Here is a 16,210-nt window from a genome sequence, read left to right on the forward strand (position 1 = left end):
GAGTGATTCGAGATTAAAGGTCGAGATAGGTGCGCAGCCTGGCCAGGTCGGCGATGGTGGGGCCGTCAGCGCCGTCGCACACTATCCCCTGTTTGACCAGCTCCTTGAGGGCGCGGCGGTAGACGCGCTCCGTGGTGCCAAAGCGCGCCGCCTCGTGGGAGCGCTTGCGCGAGCCCAGCATGGGGGTGCGCTGGCGCTCGCGCCACAGTTCAAAGGCGATGTTGTAGGCGATGGGGTGCAGCAGGCGGCTGGTGGTGATGTCCAGGGTATCCAGATAGTCGCTGGCCAGGGCTGAGGCGAAGAACAGAGTCAGCTCGGGTTCGGCCAGCAGCCGCTGGGCCAGCTTGTCGGCGCAGATGACGGCGGCGTCCAGCTCGGTCTCGGCCACCACGCTCCACTGCACCGGGGTGGCGCTGAAGAACTCCATCTCGCCGAAGATCTGGCGCTGACACGCTATCTCCCCGAGCTGAAACAGGCGCCCCGAGTGCACGGCACTGTTGAGGGAGACCCGCCCCGTCTCCACCAGATAGAGACATTCGCTCTGCTCCCCCTGGCGTATGATGGGCTCGCCCGGCAGGTAGCGGCGCAGAAACAGGGTGCACGCTGCCAGCGCCGCGGCAAAGCGTGGCTCAAGCTGCTCAAGTTCGGCCTGAAAGCGACCAAGGGGATAGGGGTGTTGCTGCATGAGAAACCCGCGCGGGGAAACGAGGGCCATGAGGCTAGCAAGAGCGGGGGCCGGATGCCAGCGCCGGCGCCCCCGAATGTGCCGGGCTTAACGTTTTGGCAGGGGCCGGCGGCGATGCCGGCTCCTGGGCTGATCAGATCCGGGTCGGGGGTGTGGCTGGCTTATTGCGCCAGCGCATGGATCGCGGCGGCGATGGCCAGCCGCTCACCGGCCATCATGGCCGCCTCTGCGCTCGCGTAGTCGCTTACCCCCTGCTGCACGTCCTGCTCGAATGCCACCACGTTGCAGAGCACGGCAGCGACCCGCACCTTGCGCAGCCGACCGACGGTGAGCAGGGAGGCGGTCTCCATGTCCGCCCCCAGCACGCCGCGTTCGTGCCAGTAGCGGCACACCGCCTGCTCGTCATCCCGGTAGAAGCTGTCGTGGGAGCGCACCAGCCCGTGCCAGTGAGGCTGGCCACTGGCGGCGATATGGTTGAGCAGGGCGGCCTGCAGCCGAATGTCGGCGCAGGCGGGGTACTCGGGGGGCAGATAGGCCAGCGAGGCGCCATCGTGGCGCACGGCACCTTCCACCACGATGAGATCGCCGAACCCTATGTCCGGCTGCAGGGCGCCGGCGGAGCCGACCCTGACCAGCGAGCGGGCGCCCGCTTGCACCAGCTCCTCCAGCGCTATGACGGCGGAGGCACCGCCGATGCCTGTGCTGCACACGGTGACGGGCAGCCCCTGATGATGGCCGTTGATCAGGCGAAACTCCCGGTTCTGGCCGAGCGACTCGCACCCTTGCAGCTGACTGGCGATGCGATCGACCCGGGCCGGATCGCCGCACAGCACCACCCGCTCGGCGATCTGATCCGGGCGGCATTGCAGATGGGGCAGCAGGCTCATGCGATCACTTCCTGCTGCGGGCGTTTGGCGGCCAGCATCCAGAGGCGGGTGCCGTTGGCGGCGATGAACAGCAGGATCAGGTACTCCAGCGACATTGCGTAGACGCCTTGGGCGGCATAGACGCCGATGCTGATGATGTTGATGACCACCCAGAGGATCCAGTTCTCCACGTATTTGCGGGTCATCAGGATCTGGGCCACCACCGAGAGCACCGTCATGCTGGCATCCCAGAACGGGAAGGCGTCGGGGGAGGGCTCAGGGGTAGCCAGACCGGCCCCGAATAGGTTGAGCAGGGCGACCGAGGTGCGGGCCAGGGTGGCGAACACGGGGTCGATAAACAGGGTCAGCAAGGCGATGGCCAGCACGCTCAGGGCGGCGGTCACCATCAGCTTGGACTTGCTGAGCCAGCGGATCTGCAAGCTGTCTCCCTGCTCGTTGGCGGGGCGGGTCCAGGCGTACCAGCCGTAGACGTTGGCGCAGAAGAAGAACAGCTGCAGCATCAGCAGACCGTAGAGCTGGATCTGGAAGAAGATGATGGCAAACAGGCTGACGTTGATGAGGCCAAACAGGTAGTTGATGGTCTTCTCCTGGCTGGCGAACCAGATGCAGGCCAGGCCGAACAGAGTGCCGATGGCTTCAATCCACGACATGGCATAACCGCCGCCCAGCGGTATGGTCACCAGGGTGTGATTGATGCTGAACCACTCGAATATGCTCATTTTCGTTTCCTTTGAAAATTTGGAAGAAGGGGGTGATCGGAACGGGCCTATTCTAGGGGCTGCACGGGGGCTAACGCAGGACTTTTGTCCGAACCGGCCTGAGCCACATCAAAGAATGGATAAAGGGTGGCGGCAGAGGCTCGCCATTTTTGCGGACCGCAGGGTGCCCCGATATGCGATGATGCCCACTGTCCTTTATTGATATGTAACAAACCGGGGCAGAACAAGCTGTGGTCTGATGGAGTCCGCCATTTCACCCATTGTGCCGTGGCGGACATGAACGAAAGGAGCAAGTGTGAATTCCGAACTGATCTGGGTCCTCTGCATGCTGGTGGGCGCCATCTATCTGTTTATTACCAACAAGGTACGCATGGACGTAGTCGCCTTGTTGATCATCATACTGTTTGTGCTGAGCGGCACCTTGACCCTGCCGGAGGCGCTGGCCGGATTCAGCGATCCCAACGTCATTCTGATCGCCGCCCTGTTCGTGGTGGGGGAGGGGCTGGTGCGCACCGGCATCGCCTATCAGGTGGGGGACATGCTGGTGAAGGTGGCGGGCAGCAGCGAGATCCGCATGCTGGTGCTGCTGATGGTGGCTGTCTCCCTGCTGGGGGCCGTGATGAGCAGCACAGGGGTGGTGGCCATTTTCATTCCTGTGGTGCTGAGCGTGGCAAACCGCATGGGGATCCCGGCTGGTCGCCTGATGATGCCGCTCGGCTTTGCCGGCCTCATCAGCGGCATGATGACGCTGGTGGCGACGCCGCCCAACATGGTGGTCAACAGTGAGTTGATGCGCCACGGCATCCATGGTTTCGGTTTCTTCGGCTTCACTCCCATGGGGCTGATCATACTGGTGATGGGCATCATCTATATGCTGCTGATGCGGGGCTCCCTGGTACGTGAAGGGGAGGAGGGCAAAGGCAAGCAGGCGGGGCGCAGCACCATGCGCGATCTCATCCGTGATTACCGGCTGGCCGGGCGGGCCCGCCGGCTGGCGATCCGGCCCGACTCCCCTTTGATAGGCCAGACCCTGGACGAGCTGCAGTTGCGAGCCCGTTACGGCGCCAACGTCATCGGGGTGGAGCGCTGGCGCAAATTCCGGCGGGTGATGGTGACTGTCTCCGGCGTCACCGAGTTCCAGGCCAAGGACGTGCTGCTGATCGACATGTCCGACCCCGAGGTGGATGTGCGAGAGTTCTGCAGCGAGGCGCGGCTCGAGCCCATGATACTGCGCGGGGAGTACTTCTCCGATCAGGCGCGGGAGGTGGGCATGGCCGAGGTGTCGCTTATCCCCGAATCCCGTCTGCTCGGCAAGAGCATTCGCGAGGTGGCCTTTCGCTCCCACTACGGTCTGAGCGTGGTGGGGATCCGCCGCAACGGCGAGGCGCTCACCGGCAAGCTGGTGGATGACCCGTTGCTGATGGGGGACAGCCTGCTGGTGGTGGGCAATTGGAGCCTCATTCGCCAGTTGCAGACCCACAGCCGCGACTTCCTGCTGCTCGGCCTGCCCGCCGAGGTGGACGAGATGGCGCCGGCCCGCAGCCAGGCCATCCACGCCCTGATCTGTCTCGGGGTCATGGTAGTGCTGATGGTGACGGATCCCGTGCCCAACGTCATCGCGGCGCTGGTAGCCTGTCTGCTGATGGGCAAGTTCCGCTGCATCGACATGGAGAGCGCCTACAAGTCCATCCACTGGCCCACCCTGATCCTGATCGTCGGCATGCTGCCCTTTGCCCTGGCACTGCAGAAGACCGGCGGGGTGGACCTGATTGTCGGCGGTCTGATCGCGGCCGTCGGTGAGATGGGCCCTCGCGTGATGCTGGCCAGCCTGTTTGCCCTGTGCGCCCTGATCGGGCTCTTCATCTCCAATACCGCGACGGCTGTGCTGATGGCACCCATTGCGCTGGGAACGGCCCAACAGATGGGGATCTCCCCCTATCCCTTTGCCATGACCATCGCCATCGCGGCCTCGGCGGCCTTCATGACACCGGTCTCGTCGCCGGTCAATACCCTGGTGCTCGGGCCCGGCAACTACAAGTTCGTGGATTTCGTACGCATCGGCGTGCCCTTCACTCTGCTGGTGATGGTGGTGAGCGTGATCGCCATCCCCTGGTTCTTCCCGTTCTGACCGGTTTGATTCAGGGAAAAGAGAGACAAGCGGCCTGCGGGCCGCTTTTTTGTCGCTCCACATGAGCTCGGGTGGCAGCAGAATGAGAGGGGAGCAAGGCAGAAAAAGGACGGCAAGCAGGGGGGAGAAACGGCGAAAAACGGGCACAAAAAAACCAGCCTGAGCTGGTCTGTTTGGTACTGCTATTAATGGTGCGGAAGGAGAGACTCGAACTCTCACGCCTAGGGCGCCAGAACCTAAATCTGGTGCGTCTACCAATTTCGCCACTTCCGCAATATTAATGGTGGCTATGACGGGATTCGAACCTGTGACCCTCGCATTATGAGTGCGATGCTCTAACCAACTGAGCTACATAGCCGTCTTGTCACCAATGTCATTGCTGACAAGTCAAAAATGGCTGGGGTACTAGGATTCGAACCTAGGGATGGCGAGATCAAAACCCGCTGCCTTACCGCTTGGCGATACCCCAACTGAACAACTGCAAAATGGTGGCTATGACGGGATTCGAACCTGTGACCCTCGCATTATGAGTGCGATGCTCTAACCAACTGAGCTACATAGCCGTCTTGTATGCGACAGGGTCGTCTACAAGTAAAAATGGCTGGGTACTAGGGTTTGGACCTAGGCGCGTTGACGAGATCGAAATCTCTCACGCTTACCACAGCAAATCATCGACAGGTCGATGACGGGTAAAAATGGCTGGGGTACTAGGATTCGAACCTAGGGATGGCGAGATCAAAACCCGCTGCCTTACCGCTTGGCGATACCCCAACAGTGCTCTTCAACAGTCAGACTGGCAAAGAACTTTTAAACATTGCTGTGGCATCAGGAAACTAGTCCATGCACGTTGACGAGATCGAAACCTCTTACGTTTACCACAGCGATCACCGATGAAATCGATGAAAGGCAATAATGGCTGGGGTACTAGGATTCGAACCTAGGGATGGCGAGATCAAAACCCGCTGCCTTACCGCTTGGCGATACCCCAACAGCGCTCCTCAACAGTCACGAGACTGGCAAAGAACTTTTTAAAAATGGCTGGGGTACTAGGATTCGAACCTAGGGATGGCGAGATCAAAACCCGCTGCCTTACCGCTTGGCGATACCCCAACTGAACAATTAATGGTGGCTATGACGGGATTCGAACCTGTGACCCTCGCATTATGAGTGCGATGCTCTAACCAACTGAGCTACATAGCCAACCGTGCTTCCAGTGAGTCGTTGCCTCGTCACTGTGCGGGCCGAATTATGCGTATCTGGCTCTGGGGCGTCAACCCTTTTTTTGCCAGAAAAACCGAATTTGGGTGCGTTTGGCGAGTTATTGGTCGCTGTCGTGCAAAAGCCCAACAATCTGGTTTTTTTTACGACATTTGCCGGAAGATGCTGTGTTCTGCCAGATAACAGAGAGGCCAGCAAATGCTAGCCTCTCATGGGATTAGACGTTGAACAGGAAGTTCATGATATCGCCATCTTTGACGATGTAGTCTTTCCCTTCGGCGCGCATCTTGCCTGCTTCCTTGGCGCCTTGCTCACCCTTGTAGGTGATAAAGTCTTCGAAGGCGATGGTTTGGGCGCGAATAAAGCCTTTTTCAAAGTCGGTGTGGATCTTGCCCGCCGCTTGCGGGGCGGTGGCGCCGACTGGAATGGTCCAGGCACGCACTTCCTTCACGCCGGCAGTGAAATAGGTCTGCAGCTTGAGCAGCTCGTAACCTGAGCGGATCACCCGGTTCAGGCCCGGCTCTTCGATGCCAAGATCTGCCATGAACTCGGCGCGATCGTCGTCATCCAGCTCGGCGATGTCAGACTCAATGGCGCAGCAGACCACTACCACAACCGCGTTCTCGGTAGCGGCGATTTCACGCACCTTGTCGAGGAAGGGGTTGTTCTCGAAACCGTCTTCCGCCACGTTGGCGATGTACATGGTGGGCTTGAGGGTCAGGAAGTTGAGGTGGCTCACGGCGGCCAGCTCATCCTTGTCCAGCTTCATGCCACGGATCATCTGGCCGTTTTCCAGGGCGACCCGGATCTTCTCCAGGGTTTCCACTTCCAGCTTGGCATCCTTGTCGCCGCCCTTGGCGCGCTTGGACTGGCGGTGAATGGCGCGCTCGCAGGCGTCCAGATCCGACAGGGCCAGTTCGGTGTTGATCACCTCGATGTCGTCGGCCGGAGAGACCTTGCCGGCAACGTGAATGATGTTCTCGTCCTCGAAGCAGCGCACCACGTGGCCGATGGCTTCGGTTTCACGGATGTTGGCCAGGAACTGGTTGCCCAGACCTTCGCCCTTGGAGGCACCGGCAACCAGACCGGCGATGTCCACGAATTCCATGGTGGTCGGCACGACACGCTGGGGATTGATGATGGCCGCCAGCTGGTCGAGACGCGGATCCGGCATGGGAACCACACCCGTGTTCGGCTCAATGGTGCAGAACGGGAAGTTGGCGGCTTCGATGCCGGCCTTGGTCAGCGCATTGAACAGGGTGGATTTACCTACATTGGGCAGGCCCACGATACCGCATTTAAAACCCATGGATTGTTACCTTACTTGATAGATGCTGTGAGGGGCGCAGGCGTCCCGTGTCATATTTTTTCGGCCATCGAGACGGTATGAAACCGCTCATGGCCCTGATCATGTCCGGCTTGGGCGCGTCGTTGAACGCACCCCTGAGTGCAGCCGGGGCATGATCGAACATCCCTATACTTTTTCGGCCTTGAAGCTGTGCAAGCGATTCATGGCCTTGGTCATGTCTTGCTTGAACAGGATATCGGTGGCGCGCAGGGACTCATCCAATGCGGCCTCGATCAGGCTCTGTTCACTGCTTGGGGCCTTGGTCAGGACGAATCCGGCCACCAGCTCCTTGGCGCCGGGATGGCCTATCCCGAGGCGCAGCCGGAAGAAGTTATTGTTGTTGCCCATCCTGGCGATGATGTCTTTGAGGCCATTATGACCACCGTGACCACCACCTTGCTTGAACTTGGCGATGCCGGGGGGCAGGTCCAGTTCATCGTGGGCCACCAGCATGGCTTCCGGTTCTATCTGATAGAAACGGGCCAGCGCCGCCACGGCCTTGCCGGAGAGATTCATGTAGGTGTTCGGGATGAGCAGACGCACATCCTGACCTTCCACCTGAATGCGGGCCGTGTGGCCGAAGAACTTGGGCTCTTCGCGCAGGCTGACATTGTGCCAGCGAGCCAGCTGCTCCACATACCAGGCGCCCGCGTTATGGCGGGTCTTGGCGTATTCGGGGCCGGGATTGCCCAGTCCCACGATCAGTTTGATTTGGCTTGTCACGCTTGATGTCTTCACTCGCTGCTTGCAATGGGCAGACTGCCCAAGGCAATGGGACGCAATATTCTAGCCGCCGACTGGCGATCACTCAACCAAAGCTCGGCAACCGTGAGGGAATAACCGCTGATCGGGTTGCCAATGGCAGCAAAACGGGCCCCTTGTCGAGGCCCGTGCTGGTCATTGTTGGTTGGGGTGGTGCCTTATTTGGCCCGCAGCAGCATGACTGTCTCTTCGGTCAGCGCGGTCAGGGTCGGCCGTTGCTCTCGCACGTATTGCACGAAGGAGGCCGCGTCCGTGCCGCAGTTGACGGCCCTGGCCTTGCAGTCGAGTTGCTGACCCGGTGCATAGCGGGCGCTCAGCTGATCGCCGCTTTGCTCCACCTTCTCGATGGGGAAGCCGGTCAGCTTGCCATCCACCCAGGCGAGATCCAGCCGCTCGGCCTGCTGGCGCTGGGCGTGGGCGAGTACCTGCCAGCCGTCGTTGCCATTGGCACTGTAGGCGTTCATCACTACCCGGTAGCGCTGGCTGTCGACCAGATCCTGCCACTGCCCTTCGGCCGTTTTCCATTGCAGTCGGGTTAGCTCGCCACGCTTGCCTTGCACCGTTTCGGTGAAGGTGTAGCGCAGGTGGCCGCCGTAGGGGAACTTGCCGGCGTGGGCGCTGGCAGGCAGGGTGGCCGTGATGGTCTCGGTCAGCAGGGCGCGTACCTCGGCACCGGTCAGGGTCAGCACTGAGAGCTGATTCTTGAACGGCAGCAGGGTGAGCGCCGCGTCCCCTTCGCGCAACTCGCCGGCGGGCAGATCGGCGCGCACGCCCCCCACCGCCAGCAGGGCGAAGTGGACAGGGCCGCCGGTCAGGGCCTGCACCGCCGGGGTGTTGGCCCAGTAGTATTGGCCTTCGGCTACTAGGGGGGCGACGTCGGAGCCGTGGCTGTCGCTGCCGTTGTCGCCGGGGCGACGGGCATTTTGCAGTGGTGCCGGCAGGGTGGCGATGACGGGGCCAAAGGCCTGCTCCAGCGCCGGCCTGTAGTGGCTGTCGATGATGCCGCGCAGGCGCGGGTCTTCATCCACTGTCACCAGGTTGGGTTGGGCATCGATGAATTTGCCCGCCTGTTTGGCTCGTGCCCCATCCAGCACCTGCTTGCGGGCCGGATCGGCGAAGAAGTCGCGGCTGGCCAGCAGCTGGTTCTGGCCCTTGCAGGCGATGACCCGGCCCTGGGCATCGAAACTCACCCGGGCCAGGCCGATGGCCTGGGCATAGGAGCCCGCCTGCACCACGCAGGTCAGGCCGACGCCGTCCGGATTGGTGACCAGCTGGGCATATTCGCCGGTCTTGCCCCAGCCGATGTTGCTGAAGTCACCGAGCAGGCTGTGGGAGTGGCCGCCGACGATGGCATCTATGCCATTCACCTCGGCCGCCAGCGCCAGATCACGCTGGTTGCCGATATGGGTCAGGGCGATGACGTGGTCGATCCCCTTCTGGCGCAGCAGATCCACGGTCGCCTGGGCCGAGGCGATCTCCTTGCCAAAGCGCAGCTTGCCGACATTGGGGGAGATATTGGCCATGTCCTCCAGCACCAGCCCCATCACGGCGACCAGTTGCTTGCCTTGCGGCAGGTTGTTGAGATCGGTGACCGGGCTCTTTCGGTTGCCTTCGAAGGCATAGACCACGAACGGCTTGAGGTTGGTGGTGTGGCGCAGATCCGGGTCGTCACGGGTATCCAGGTTGGCGGCCAGCACCGGGAAGTTGACCCCTTCGATGAAGCGGGCCAGCTTGTGGTTGTCGAGATCGAATTCGTGATTGCCCAGGGCCATGGCATCGAGCCCGAACTGGCTCAGCAGCTCGGCATTGGCCATTCCCTCGTTGAGCTTGAAGTAGCCGCTGCCCTGCCAGGCATCGCCACCGTGCAGCAGCAAGAGCGGCTGGTTCTTGGCAAGCGCCTCGGCCTGAAAGGATTTCGCCATAGTGAGCAGACGCGGATAGCCACCGAAGCGGGTGTAGAGAGTGTCGGTTTCCCCCTGCTTGCCAAAGATGGGCCCCTTCAGCTCGGCGTTGACCGGGTCAAACTGGGAGTGGGTGTCGTTCATGTGCGCCAGAGTCAGCACGAAGGGCTGGTTTTCTTTGCCGGGCTGACAGGCGAACAGGAAGCTGCAGAGGACGAGGAGCAGCAGCGGGCGCGAGCGATTCATGGATCTATCCTTAACCTGCCGGAGCAGGGCAATACCGGGTGTCACTGGGCTAAAAAGACAAAAACCGCCAGCTGGCGGTTTTTGTCACAACGGTGTCTATCAATGCTCAAACATGGCAGAGATGGACTCTTCGTTGCTGATACGACGAATGGCTTCCGCCAGTACGGTTGACAGGGTCAGCTGCTTGACCTTGTCGACCGCCTTCATCTCCGCAGTGAGCGGGATGGAGTCGGTGATGATCAGCTCGTCGATGACCGAGTTCTTGATGTTTTCCACGGCGGAACCGGAGAAGACCGGGTGAGTGGCGTAGGCGAATACACGCTTGGCGCCGCGCTCTTTCAGGGCTTCTGCGGCTTTGCACAGGGTACCGCCGGTGTCGATCATGTCGTCGACGATAATGCAGTCGCGGCCGGCCACGTCACCGATCAGGTGCATGACCTGGGAGACGTTCGGGCGGGGACGACGCTTGTCGATGATGGCGATGTCGGTATCGTCCAGCAGCTTGGCGATGGCACGGGCACGCACCACGCCGCCGATGTCCGGCGATACAACGACAGGGGATTCGAGGTTCTTGGACTTCATGTCTTCCAGCAGCACCGGGCTGCCGAACACGTTGTCGACCGGGACGTCGAAGAAGCCCTGGATCTGCTCTGCATGCAGGTCAACGGTCAGCACGCGATCCACACCCACGCTGGAGAGGAAGTCGGCGACAACCTTGGCGGTGATGGGTACACGGGCGGAGCGGACGCGGCGGTCCTGACGGGCATAACCAAAGTAGGGGATAACGGCAGTAATACGGCCAGCTGAAGCACGACGCAGAGCATCCACCATGACGATCAATTCCATCAAATTGTCGTTGGTCGGGGCACAGGTGGATTGAATGATGAAGATATCGCCACCGCGTACATTCTCATTGATCTGTACGCTGATCTCGCCGTCGCTAAAGCGACCTACGGCAGCATTGCCGAGTTTGATAAACAGGCGATCTGCGATCTTCTGGGCTAGTTCCGGCGTTGCGTTACCAGCAAACAGCTTCATGTCAGGCACGGTTTGAAACCTCGGGGTTGCATCCAGTATGTGGGGGAGTCTGATTCAGACCCGTATCGTTTTGGGGCAAACGATTTATCAAGTTGACGGGTCAGGCCACTATAGGCCGCTTTCAGGCTAGGTGCATATCGTTACATGTTTCAAATCGGATGGCTGTCGCGTTTGCAGGCAGCCGTCATCCAAGAGATCGATGACCTCTTTGCGAGTGACAAGGGGGACGATATTGGTTGCAGACGGGTTTGACGATATTGCGCTCCGTCAAGATCATCCGCGACCGGTTTACCGACACACCCGTGTCAATCACCAAGATAATGGCTGGGGTACTAGGATTCGAACCTAGGAATGGCGAGATCAAAACCCGCTGCCTTACCGCTTGGCGATACCCCAATCACTGATTTGTTGCAATGTCACGAACAGTGGTGATATGTTCTCGCCCTTGGCGACAAACCCATCCCATCTCTTCGGCACCTTTGCCAACACTTCCCGAGCAGCCTCTTCGTCTTCAAATTGAGCAAAGACGCAGGCTCCTGTGCCCGTCATTCTTGACGGCGCGTATTCTAGCAACCAGCCGAGCGCATTGGCAACCTCGGGGTGGCGCTTTTTCACCAGCAATTCGCAATCGTTTTTCCACTCCCCTTCCAGCAGGTTGTGAAATGCCATTTTCGGAGTCGCTCTGGGCAGGTCCGGATCCTGAAAGACGGCGGCGGTGGCCACGTGGCAATTTGGCTTGAGCACCAGATACCAGGCGCTTGGCAATTCGACCGGTTGCAGCCGCTCGCCTACCCCTTCCGCAAAGGCGGCGCGGCCACGCACGAACACCGGCACGTCTGCCCCCAGCTGCACGCCAAGCTCCGCCAGCTCGTCTTCACTCAAGCTCGCCTGCCAGAGATGGTTGAGGGCGACGAGCGTGGTGGCCGCATCCGAAGAGCCGCCGCCGATGCCGCCGCCCATAGGCAATACCTTCTCCAGCCGGATGTGGGCCCCTTGCGGGCTCGGCAGCCGTGCCTGCAGCAGGCGGGCGGCGCGGACGATGAGGTTCTGCTCATCCGGCACGCCGGGAATGGCGGGGCTTAAGGTGAGCAGGTCCGTACCGGTGAGCGGCTCGAATTCGAGCCAGTCGCCGTGACTGAGGAAGATGAACAGGGTCTGCAGCTCGTGATAACCGTCCGGACGACGGCCATTGACGTGCAGGAAGAGGTTGAGTTTGGCCGGTGCAGGCCAGCGAGTGGCGGTCATTGTCGCCTCCTTGTCAGTCGCAGCCATCAGCGAACGATCGTCCATTGGTTGATCTGCAACTTGAGGCGGCTGCCCTGGCCCGTCATGGTCAGCAGGTGAGGCAGGCGGTAGCCGTCCTGATCCCGGTAGTCGCCGTAGGCGATCTGCCACTGGCCGTCACGCACCCTGGCCAGGCTGCTGTCGGGATTGAGTTCAAACTCGGCCTTGCCCGGCAACCCCTTGATCCACTCCGGCAGCCCCTGCACCGGTATGTTCCAGCCGGTGAGCTGATAAATGAGCGCCTCGGCATCCTGGCTCTGGTGCGGCTTGCCCTCGTTGTCGATCAGGGTGATCTCGCCCTTGTTGCGGGAGAGCTCCAGTATGTGGGTACCCACTATGCTGCTCAGGTTGAGGCGATAGTCGTCCCCATCCTGCTGCCAGTTGACCCGGGCGCTGCCCTTCTGCTGGGCCGTGATGATGGCCATCTTGCCTGACAGCTGCCAGTGGGTGAGCCGCTCTAGACGGGCCCGCTCCTGCTGCCAGTTGACCTGATCCCGCTGGGGTTGGGTGGTGGCACAACCGGCCAGCAACAGCAGGCAGGCGAAGGTGAAAATACGCAACAACAAGGTCATGCTCCAGATACGGGGATTTGCCACAGTATACGGGGCGGCCGTATTGCTTTTAAAGCCTTACCCTTTCTCGTACAATTGACGGCCTTTACTCCCAGCGCACAGATATGATCACCACCCACTCATGAGTTTGCTTGCCCTCGGAATCAACCACAACACCGCCAGTGTCGCCTTGCGGGAGCGGGTCGCGTTCGGCCCGGACTGCATCGATCGCGCCCTGCGTGAGCTGGTCACCCAACCTGGCGTAAGCGAGGCGGTGATCGTCTCGACCTGCAACCGCACCGAGCTTTACTGCAGCCTGGCGCAGGGGCAGGGGGAGCAGGTACTGCACTGGCTGCAACGTTTCCATGGCCTGGACGCGGCCGAAGTGGTGTCCGCCATCTACCAGCACTGGGACGAAGAGGCGGTGCGTCACCTGATGCGGGTGGCCTGTGGCCTGGATTCCCTGGTGCTGGGCGAGCCGCAGATCCTGGGGCAGATCAAGCAATCCTATGCCCATGCCCAGCAGTCCGAGGCGGTGAAAGGCTCGCTGGAGCGCCTGTTCCAGAAATCCTTCTCCGTGGCCAAGCGGGTGCGCACGGACACCGAGATAGGCGCCAGCGCCGTGTCGGTGGCCTTTGCCGCCGTCAGCCTGGGTCGCCGCATCTTCTCCGATCTCTCCCAGACCAAGGTGCTGCTGGTCGGTGCCGGCGAAACCATCGAACTGGTGGCCCGTCATCTGCGCGAGCAGAACGTCACCCAGATGATGGTGGCGAACCGCACCCTGCAGCGGGCCCAGCTGCTGGCCGAGGAGTTCGGTGCCCGGGTGATGACTCTGGAAGAGATCCCCGATTATCTGCACGAGGCGGACATCGTCATCAGCTCCACTGCCAGCCCCCTGCCCATCATCGGCAAGGGCATGGTGGAGCGCGCCCTCAAGGCCCGTCGCTTCAAGCCTATGTTCCTGGTGGATATCGCCGTGCCGCGGGATATCGAGGCCGAGGTGGACGAGCTCTCCGATGCCTACCTCTACACGGTTGATGACCTGCAGGGCATCATCGAGCAGAACCTGGAAACCCGCAAACGGGCCGCCGCCGAGGCGGAGCTCATCGTGCAGGAAGAGCGCGATGAGTTCATGGGCTGGTATCGCAGCCAGCATTCGGTGGATCTCATCCGCGATTATCGTCATCAGGCCCAGCAGGTGGCCGATGAGGAGTTGCAGCGCGCCTTGCTGGCCCTGCAACAGGGCGAGAATGCCGAGCAGGCCCTCAAGGCCATGGCGCACCGCCTCACCAACAAGTTGATCCACGCACCGACCCAGGCCCTGCGCCAGGCGGCGGCCCAGGGAGATCACCATCAGCTCTCCCGCCTGCGTCAGGTGCTGGGACTGTCACCAGAGTAATTGTTCGGGGTGGCCGGCTGGCGGCCCCTTCCTCCATCGAGAAAACAAGATTTATGAATCCGTCACTGATCAGAAAGCTGGAAGGCCTCATCGAGCGCCACGAAGAAGTACAGGCCATGCTCGGCGAGCCCGGGGTGGCCTCGGATCAGGATCGCTACCGCGCCCTGACCCGGGAATATGCCCAGCTGGAAGATATCGTTCACGCCTTCCAGCGCTTCCGCCAGGCCGAAGAAAACCTGGAGGCCACCAAGCTGATGCTGGAAGAGGATGACGCCGACTTGCGCGAGATGGCGCAGGAGGAGTTGCCGCTGGCCAAGAGCACGCTGGAGGAGCAGGAGCAGGCGTTGCAGGTGATGCTGCTGCCCCGGGATCCCAAGGATGACAACAACTGCTACCTCGAGATCCGGGCCGGTGCCGGCGGTGACGAGGCGGCCATCTTTGCCGGTGACCTGTTTCGCATGTATTCCCGTTACGCCGAGCGTCAGGGCTGGCGCATCTCCATCGTCAGCTGCAACGACGGCGAGCACGGCGGCTACAAGGAGGTGATCGCCAAGGTGGACGGCGAGCACGTCTACGGCCGCCTCAAGTTTGAATCCGGCGGCCACAGAGTGCAGCGGGTGCCCGAGACCGAATCCCAGGGCCGGGTACACACCTCCGCCTGTACCGTCGCCGTGTTGCCGGAAGTGCCGGAAGCCGAGCAGATCGAGATCAATGCGAACGACCTGAAGATCGATACCTTCCGCGCCTCCGGAGCTGGTGGCCAGCACGTCAACAAGACGGATTCGGCCATCCGCATCACCCACCTGCCGACCGGCCTGGTGGTGGAGTGCCAGGATGAGCGTTCCCAGCACAAGAACCGCGCCAAGGCGATGTCCGTGCTCTCCGCCCGCCTGCAGGCGGCCGAGGATGAGCGCCACCGCGCCGCCGAGCAGAGCACCCGTCGCAACCTGGTGGGGTCCGGCGATCGTTCCGAGCGTATCCGCACCTACAACTACCCGCAGGGGCGCCTCTCCGAGCACCGCATCAACCTCACTCTCTATCGCCTCGGCGAGATCATGGAGGGGGATCTGGACTGCATCATCAGCCCCCTGATCCAGGAGTATCAGGCCGATCAGCTCGCCTCCCTGGCGGAAAACAGCTGATGCAGCCCGTTTGTGCCGATATCGCCGTCACGGCGGTGGGGGTCCGCTGATGCAGATCCAGCAGGCCCGCGCCCACATAATGGCGACCCTGGCCGGGGGGGAGTCTCCCCGTGCCGATGCCGACGTGCTGCTCTGCCATCTGCTCGGTTGCCGGCGCAGCTACCTGATGACCTGGCCGGAGCGTGAGCTTGATGCCGCCCAGCAGGCGACGCTGCAAGGTTGGTTGAGCCGTCGTCTCAATGGCGAGCCCATCGCCCACCTCATCGGCGAGCGGGAGTTCTGGTCGCTGCCGCTCAAGGTGAGCCCGGCCACCCTGATCCCGCGCCCCGATACCGAGGTGTTGGTGGAGCAGGCGCTGGCGCGCCTGCCAACCGGCCCCTGCACCGTGCTGGATCTGGGCACAGGCACCGGCGCCATCGCCCTGGCGCTCAAGTCCGAGCGCCCGGATGCCGATGTCTGGGCGGTGGATCGGATGCCGGAGGCGGCCGCACTGGCGCGCACCAACAGTGCCGCGCTGGGGCTGCCCATCGAGGTGCGGGACGGCAGCTGGTTTGAGCCACTCTCGGGCGCGACGTGCTTCGGAATGATAGTCTCCAACCCGCCCTACATTGACGGCACCGACCCCCATCTGGCTGAGGGGGATGTGCGTTTCGAACCTCGCTCCGCCCTGGTGGCCGACGAGCAGGGGTTGGCGGATATCCGCCTGATAGTGGCCGGTGCGCCTGCCCATCTTTGCCCGGGCGGCTGGCTCTTGCTGGAGCACGGCTGGCAACAAGGTGAGGCGGTGCGTCAACTCCTGCTGCAGCACGGCTACAGCCAGGTGGAAACCGTGCGCGATTACGGCGATAACGAGCGAGTGACCTTGGGGTGCCTGGCTCGGTGATGATGACGGGCGGGCCTGG

At 61.7% G+C, this 16,210-nt stretch carries 13 protein-coding genes and 9 tRNA genes; 4 read left to right on the forward strand and 18 right to left on the reverse strand.

The window, feature by feature from the left end:
- Positions 1-13: 13 nt before the first annotated feature.
- The 3 genes from ACW5XD_RS06445 to pnuC form a co-directional block, all read right to left on the reverse strand.
- Positions 14-685, reverse strand: a complete 672-nt coding sequence (locus ACW5XD_RS06445; protein WP_456494167.1) for a Crp/Fnr family transcriptional regulator — start codon at positions 683-685, stop codon at positions 14-16.
- Between the two features lie 161 nt (positions 686-846).
- Positions 847-1,572: a nucleoside phosphorylase gene (locus tag ACW5XD_RS06450; protein ID WP_456494168.1), complete on the reverse strand. Its 726-nt coding sequence runs from the start codon at positions 1,570-1,572 to the stop codon at positions 847-849.
- Positions 1,569-2,291 (reverse strand): nicotinamide riboside transporter PnuC, encoded by a 723-nt coding sequence (pnuC, locus tag ACW5XD_RS06455; RefSeq protein WP_043135629.1) that lies wholly within the window; start codon positions 2,289-2,291, stop codon positions 1,569-1,571. The genes ACW5XD_RS06450 and pnuC overlap by 4 nt, the downstream gene beginning before the upstream one ends.
- Positions 2,292-2,586: 295 nt before the next feature.
- Here pnuC and ACW5XD_RS06460 point away from each other — a divergent pair, with 295 nt between their 5' ends.
- The gene (locus tag ACW5XD_RS06460; RefSeq protein ID WP_456494169.1) at positions 2,587-4,419 is read left to right on the forward strand and encodes an SLC13 family permease; all 1,833 of its coding nucleotides are present in this window, start codon (positions 2,587-2,589) and stop codon (positions 4,417-4,419) included.
- 189 nt (positions 4,420-4,608) lie between these two features.
- On the opposite strand, the gene ACW5XD_RS06465 is transcribed toward ACW5XD_RS06460, so the two are convergent.
- From ACW5XD_RS06465 to lolB, 15 genes are all read right to left on the reverse strand, one after another.
- Positions 4,609-4,692: transfer RNA gene (locus tag ACW5XD_RS06465), tRNA-Leu, on the reverse strand.
- Between the two features lie 8 nt (positions 4,693-4,700).
- Positions 4,701-4,777 (reverse strand) — tRNA-Met (locus ACW5XD_RS06470).
- Positions 4,778-4,813: 36 nt separating this feature from the next.
- Positions 4,814-4,888 (reverse strand) — tRNA-Gln (locus tag ACW5XD_RS06475).
- A gap of 17 nt (positions 4,889-4,905) precedes the next feature.
- Positions 4,906-4,982: transfer RNA gene (locus tag ACW5XD_RS06480), tRNA-Met, on the reverse strand.
- 133 nt (positions 4,983-5,115) lie between these two features.
- Positions 5,116-5,190 (reverse strand) — tRNA-Gln (locus tag ACW5XD_RS06485).
- Positions 5,191-5,332: 142 nt separating this feature from the next.
- Positions 5,333-5,407 (reverse strand) — tRNA-Gln (locus tag ACW5XD_RS06490).
- 47 nt (positions 5,408-5,454) lie between these two features.
- Positions 5,455-5,529, reverse strand: a tRNA-Gln gene (locus tag ACW5XD_RS06495).
- Positions 5,530-5,542: 13 nt separating this feature from the next.
- Positions 5,543-5,619 (reverse strand) — tRNA-Met (locus tag ACW5XD_RS06500).
- Between the two features lie 235 nt (positions 5,620-5,854).
- Positions 5,855-6,946, reverse strand: a complete 1,092-nt coding sequence (gene ychF / locus ACW5XD_RS06505) for a redox-regulated ATPase YchF (RefSeq protein ID WP_098983018.1) — start codon at positions 6,944-6,946, stop codon at positions 5,855-5,857.
- 165 nt (positions 6,947-7,111) lie between these two features.
- Complete coding sequence (gene pth / locus ACW5XD_RS06510; protein WP_042065624.1) at positions 7,112-7,708, reverse strand: aminoacyl-tRNA hydrolase; 597 nt, start codon at positions 7,706-7,708, stop codon at positions 7,112-7,114.
- 197 nt (positions 7,709-7,905) lie between these two features.
- Entirely contained in the window at positions 7,906-9,894 is a 1,989-nt protein-coding gene (locus ACW5XD_RS06515; RefSeq protein WP_456494170.1) for a bifunctional metallophosphatase/5'-nucleotidase, read from the reverse strand.
- Between the two features lie 99 nt (positions 9,895-9,993).
- Entirely contained in the window at positions 9,994-10,941 is a 948-nt protein-coding gene (locus ACW5XD_RS06520; protein WP_005317019.1) for a ribose-phosphate pyrophosphokinase, read from the reverse strand.
- 312 nt (positions 10,942-11,253) lie between these two features.
- Positions 11,254-11,328, reverse strand: a tRNA-Gln gene (locus ACW5XD_RS06525).
- On the reverse strand, positions 11,308-12,177 hold the full coding sequence (ispE, locus tag ACW5XD_RS06530) for a 4-(cytidine 5'-diphospho)-2-C-methyl-D-erythritol kinase (RefSeq protein WP_456494322.1): 870 nt from the start codon (positions 12,175-12,177) through the stop codon (positions 11,308-11,310). The genes ACW5XD_RS06525 and ispE overlap by 21 nt, the downstream gene beginning before the upstream one ends.
- A 26-nt stretch (positions 12,178-12,203) precedes the next feature.
- Complete coding sequence (lolB, locus tag ACW5XD_RS06535) at positions 12,204-12,788, reverse strand: lipoprotein insertase outer membrane protein LolB (protein WP_456494171.1); 585 nt, start codon at positions 12,786-12,788, stop codon at positions 12,204-12,206.
- A 121-nt stretch (positions 12,789-12,909) separates the two neighbouring features.
- Here lolB and hemA point away from each other — a divergent pair, with 121 nt between their 5' ends.
- From hemA to prmC, 3 genes are read left to right on the forward strand one after another with little or no spacing between them, the layout of a single operon-like run.
- Entirely contained in the window at positions 12,910-14,166 is a 1,257-nt protein-coding gene (gene hemA, locus ACW5XD_RS06540) for a glutamyl-tRNA reductase (protein WP_042867763.1), read from the forward strand.
- Positions 14,167-14,219: 53 nt separating this feature from the next.
- Complete coding sequence (prfA, locus tag ACW5XD_RS06545) at positions 14,220-15,308, forward strand: peptide chain release factor 1 (RefSeq protein ID WP_456494172.1); 1,089 nt, start codon at positions 14,220-14,222, stop codon at positions 15,306-15,308.
- Positions 15,309-15,357: 49 nt separating this feature from the next.
- Positions 15,358-16,191, forward strand: coding sequence for a peptide chain release factor N(5)-glutamine methyltransferase (gene prmC, locus ACW5XD_RS06550; protein WP_456494173.1), 834 nt, complete (start codon positions 15,358-15,360; stop codon positions 16,189-16,191).
- Positions 16,192-16,210 lie beyond the last annotated feature (19 nt).

It is taken from the genome of Aeromonas enterica, from assembly GCF_054052465.1.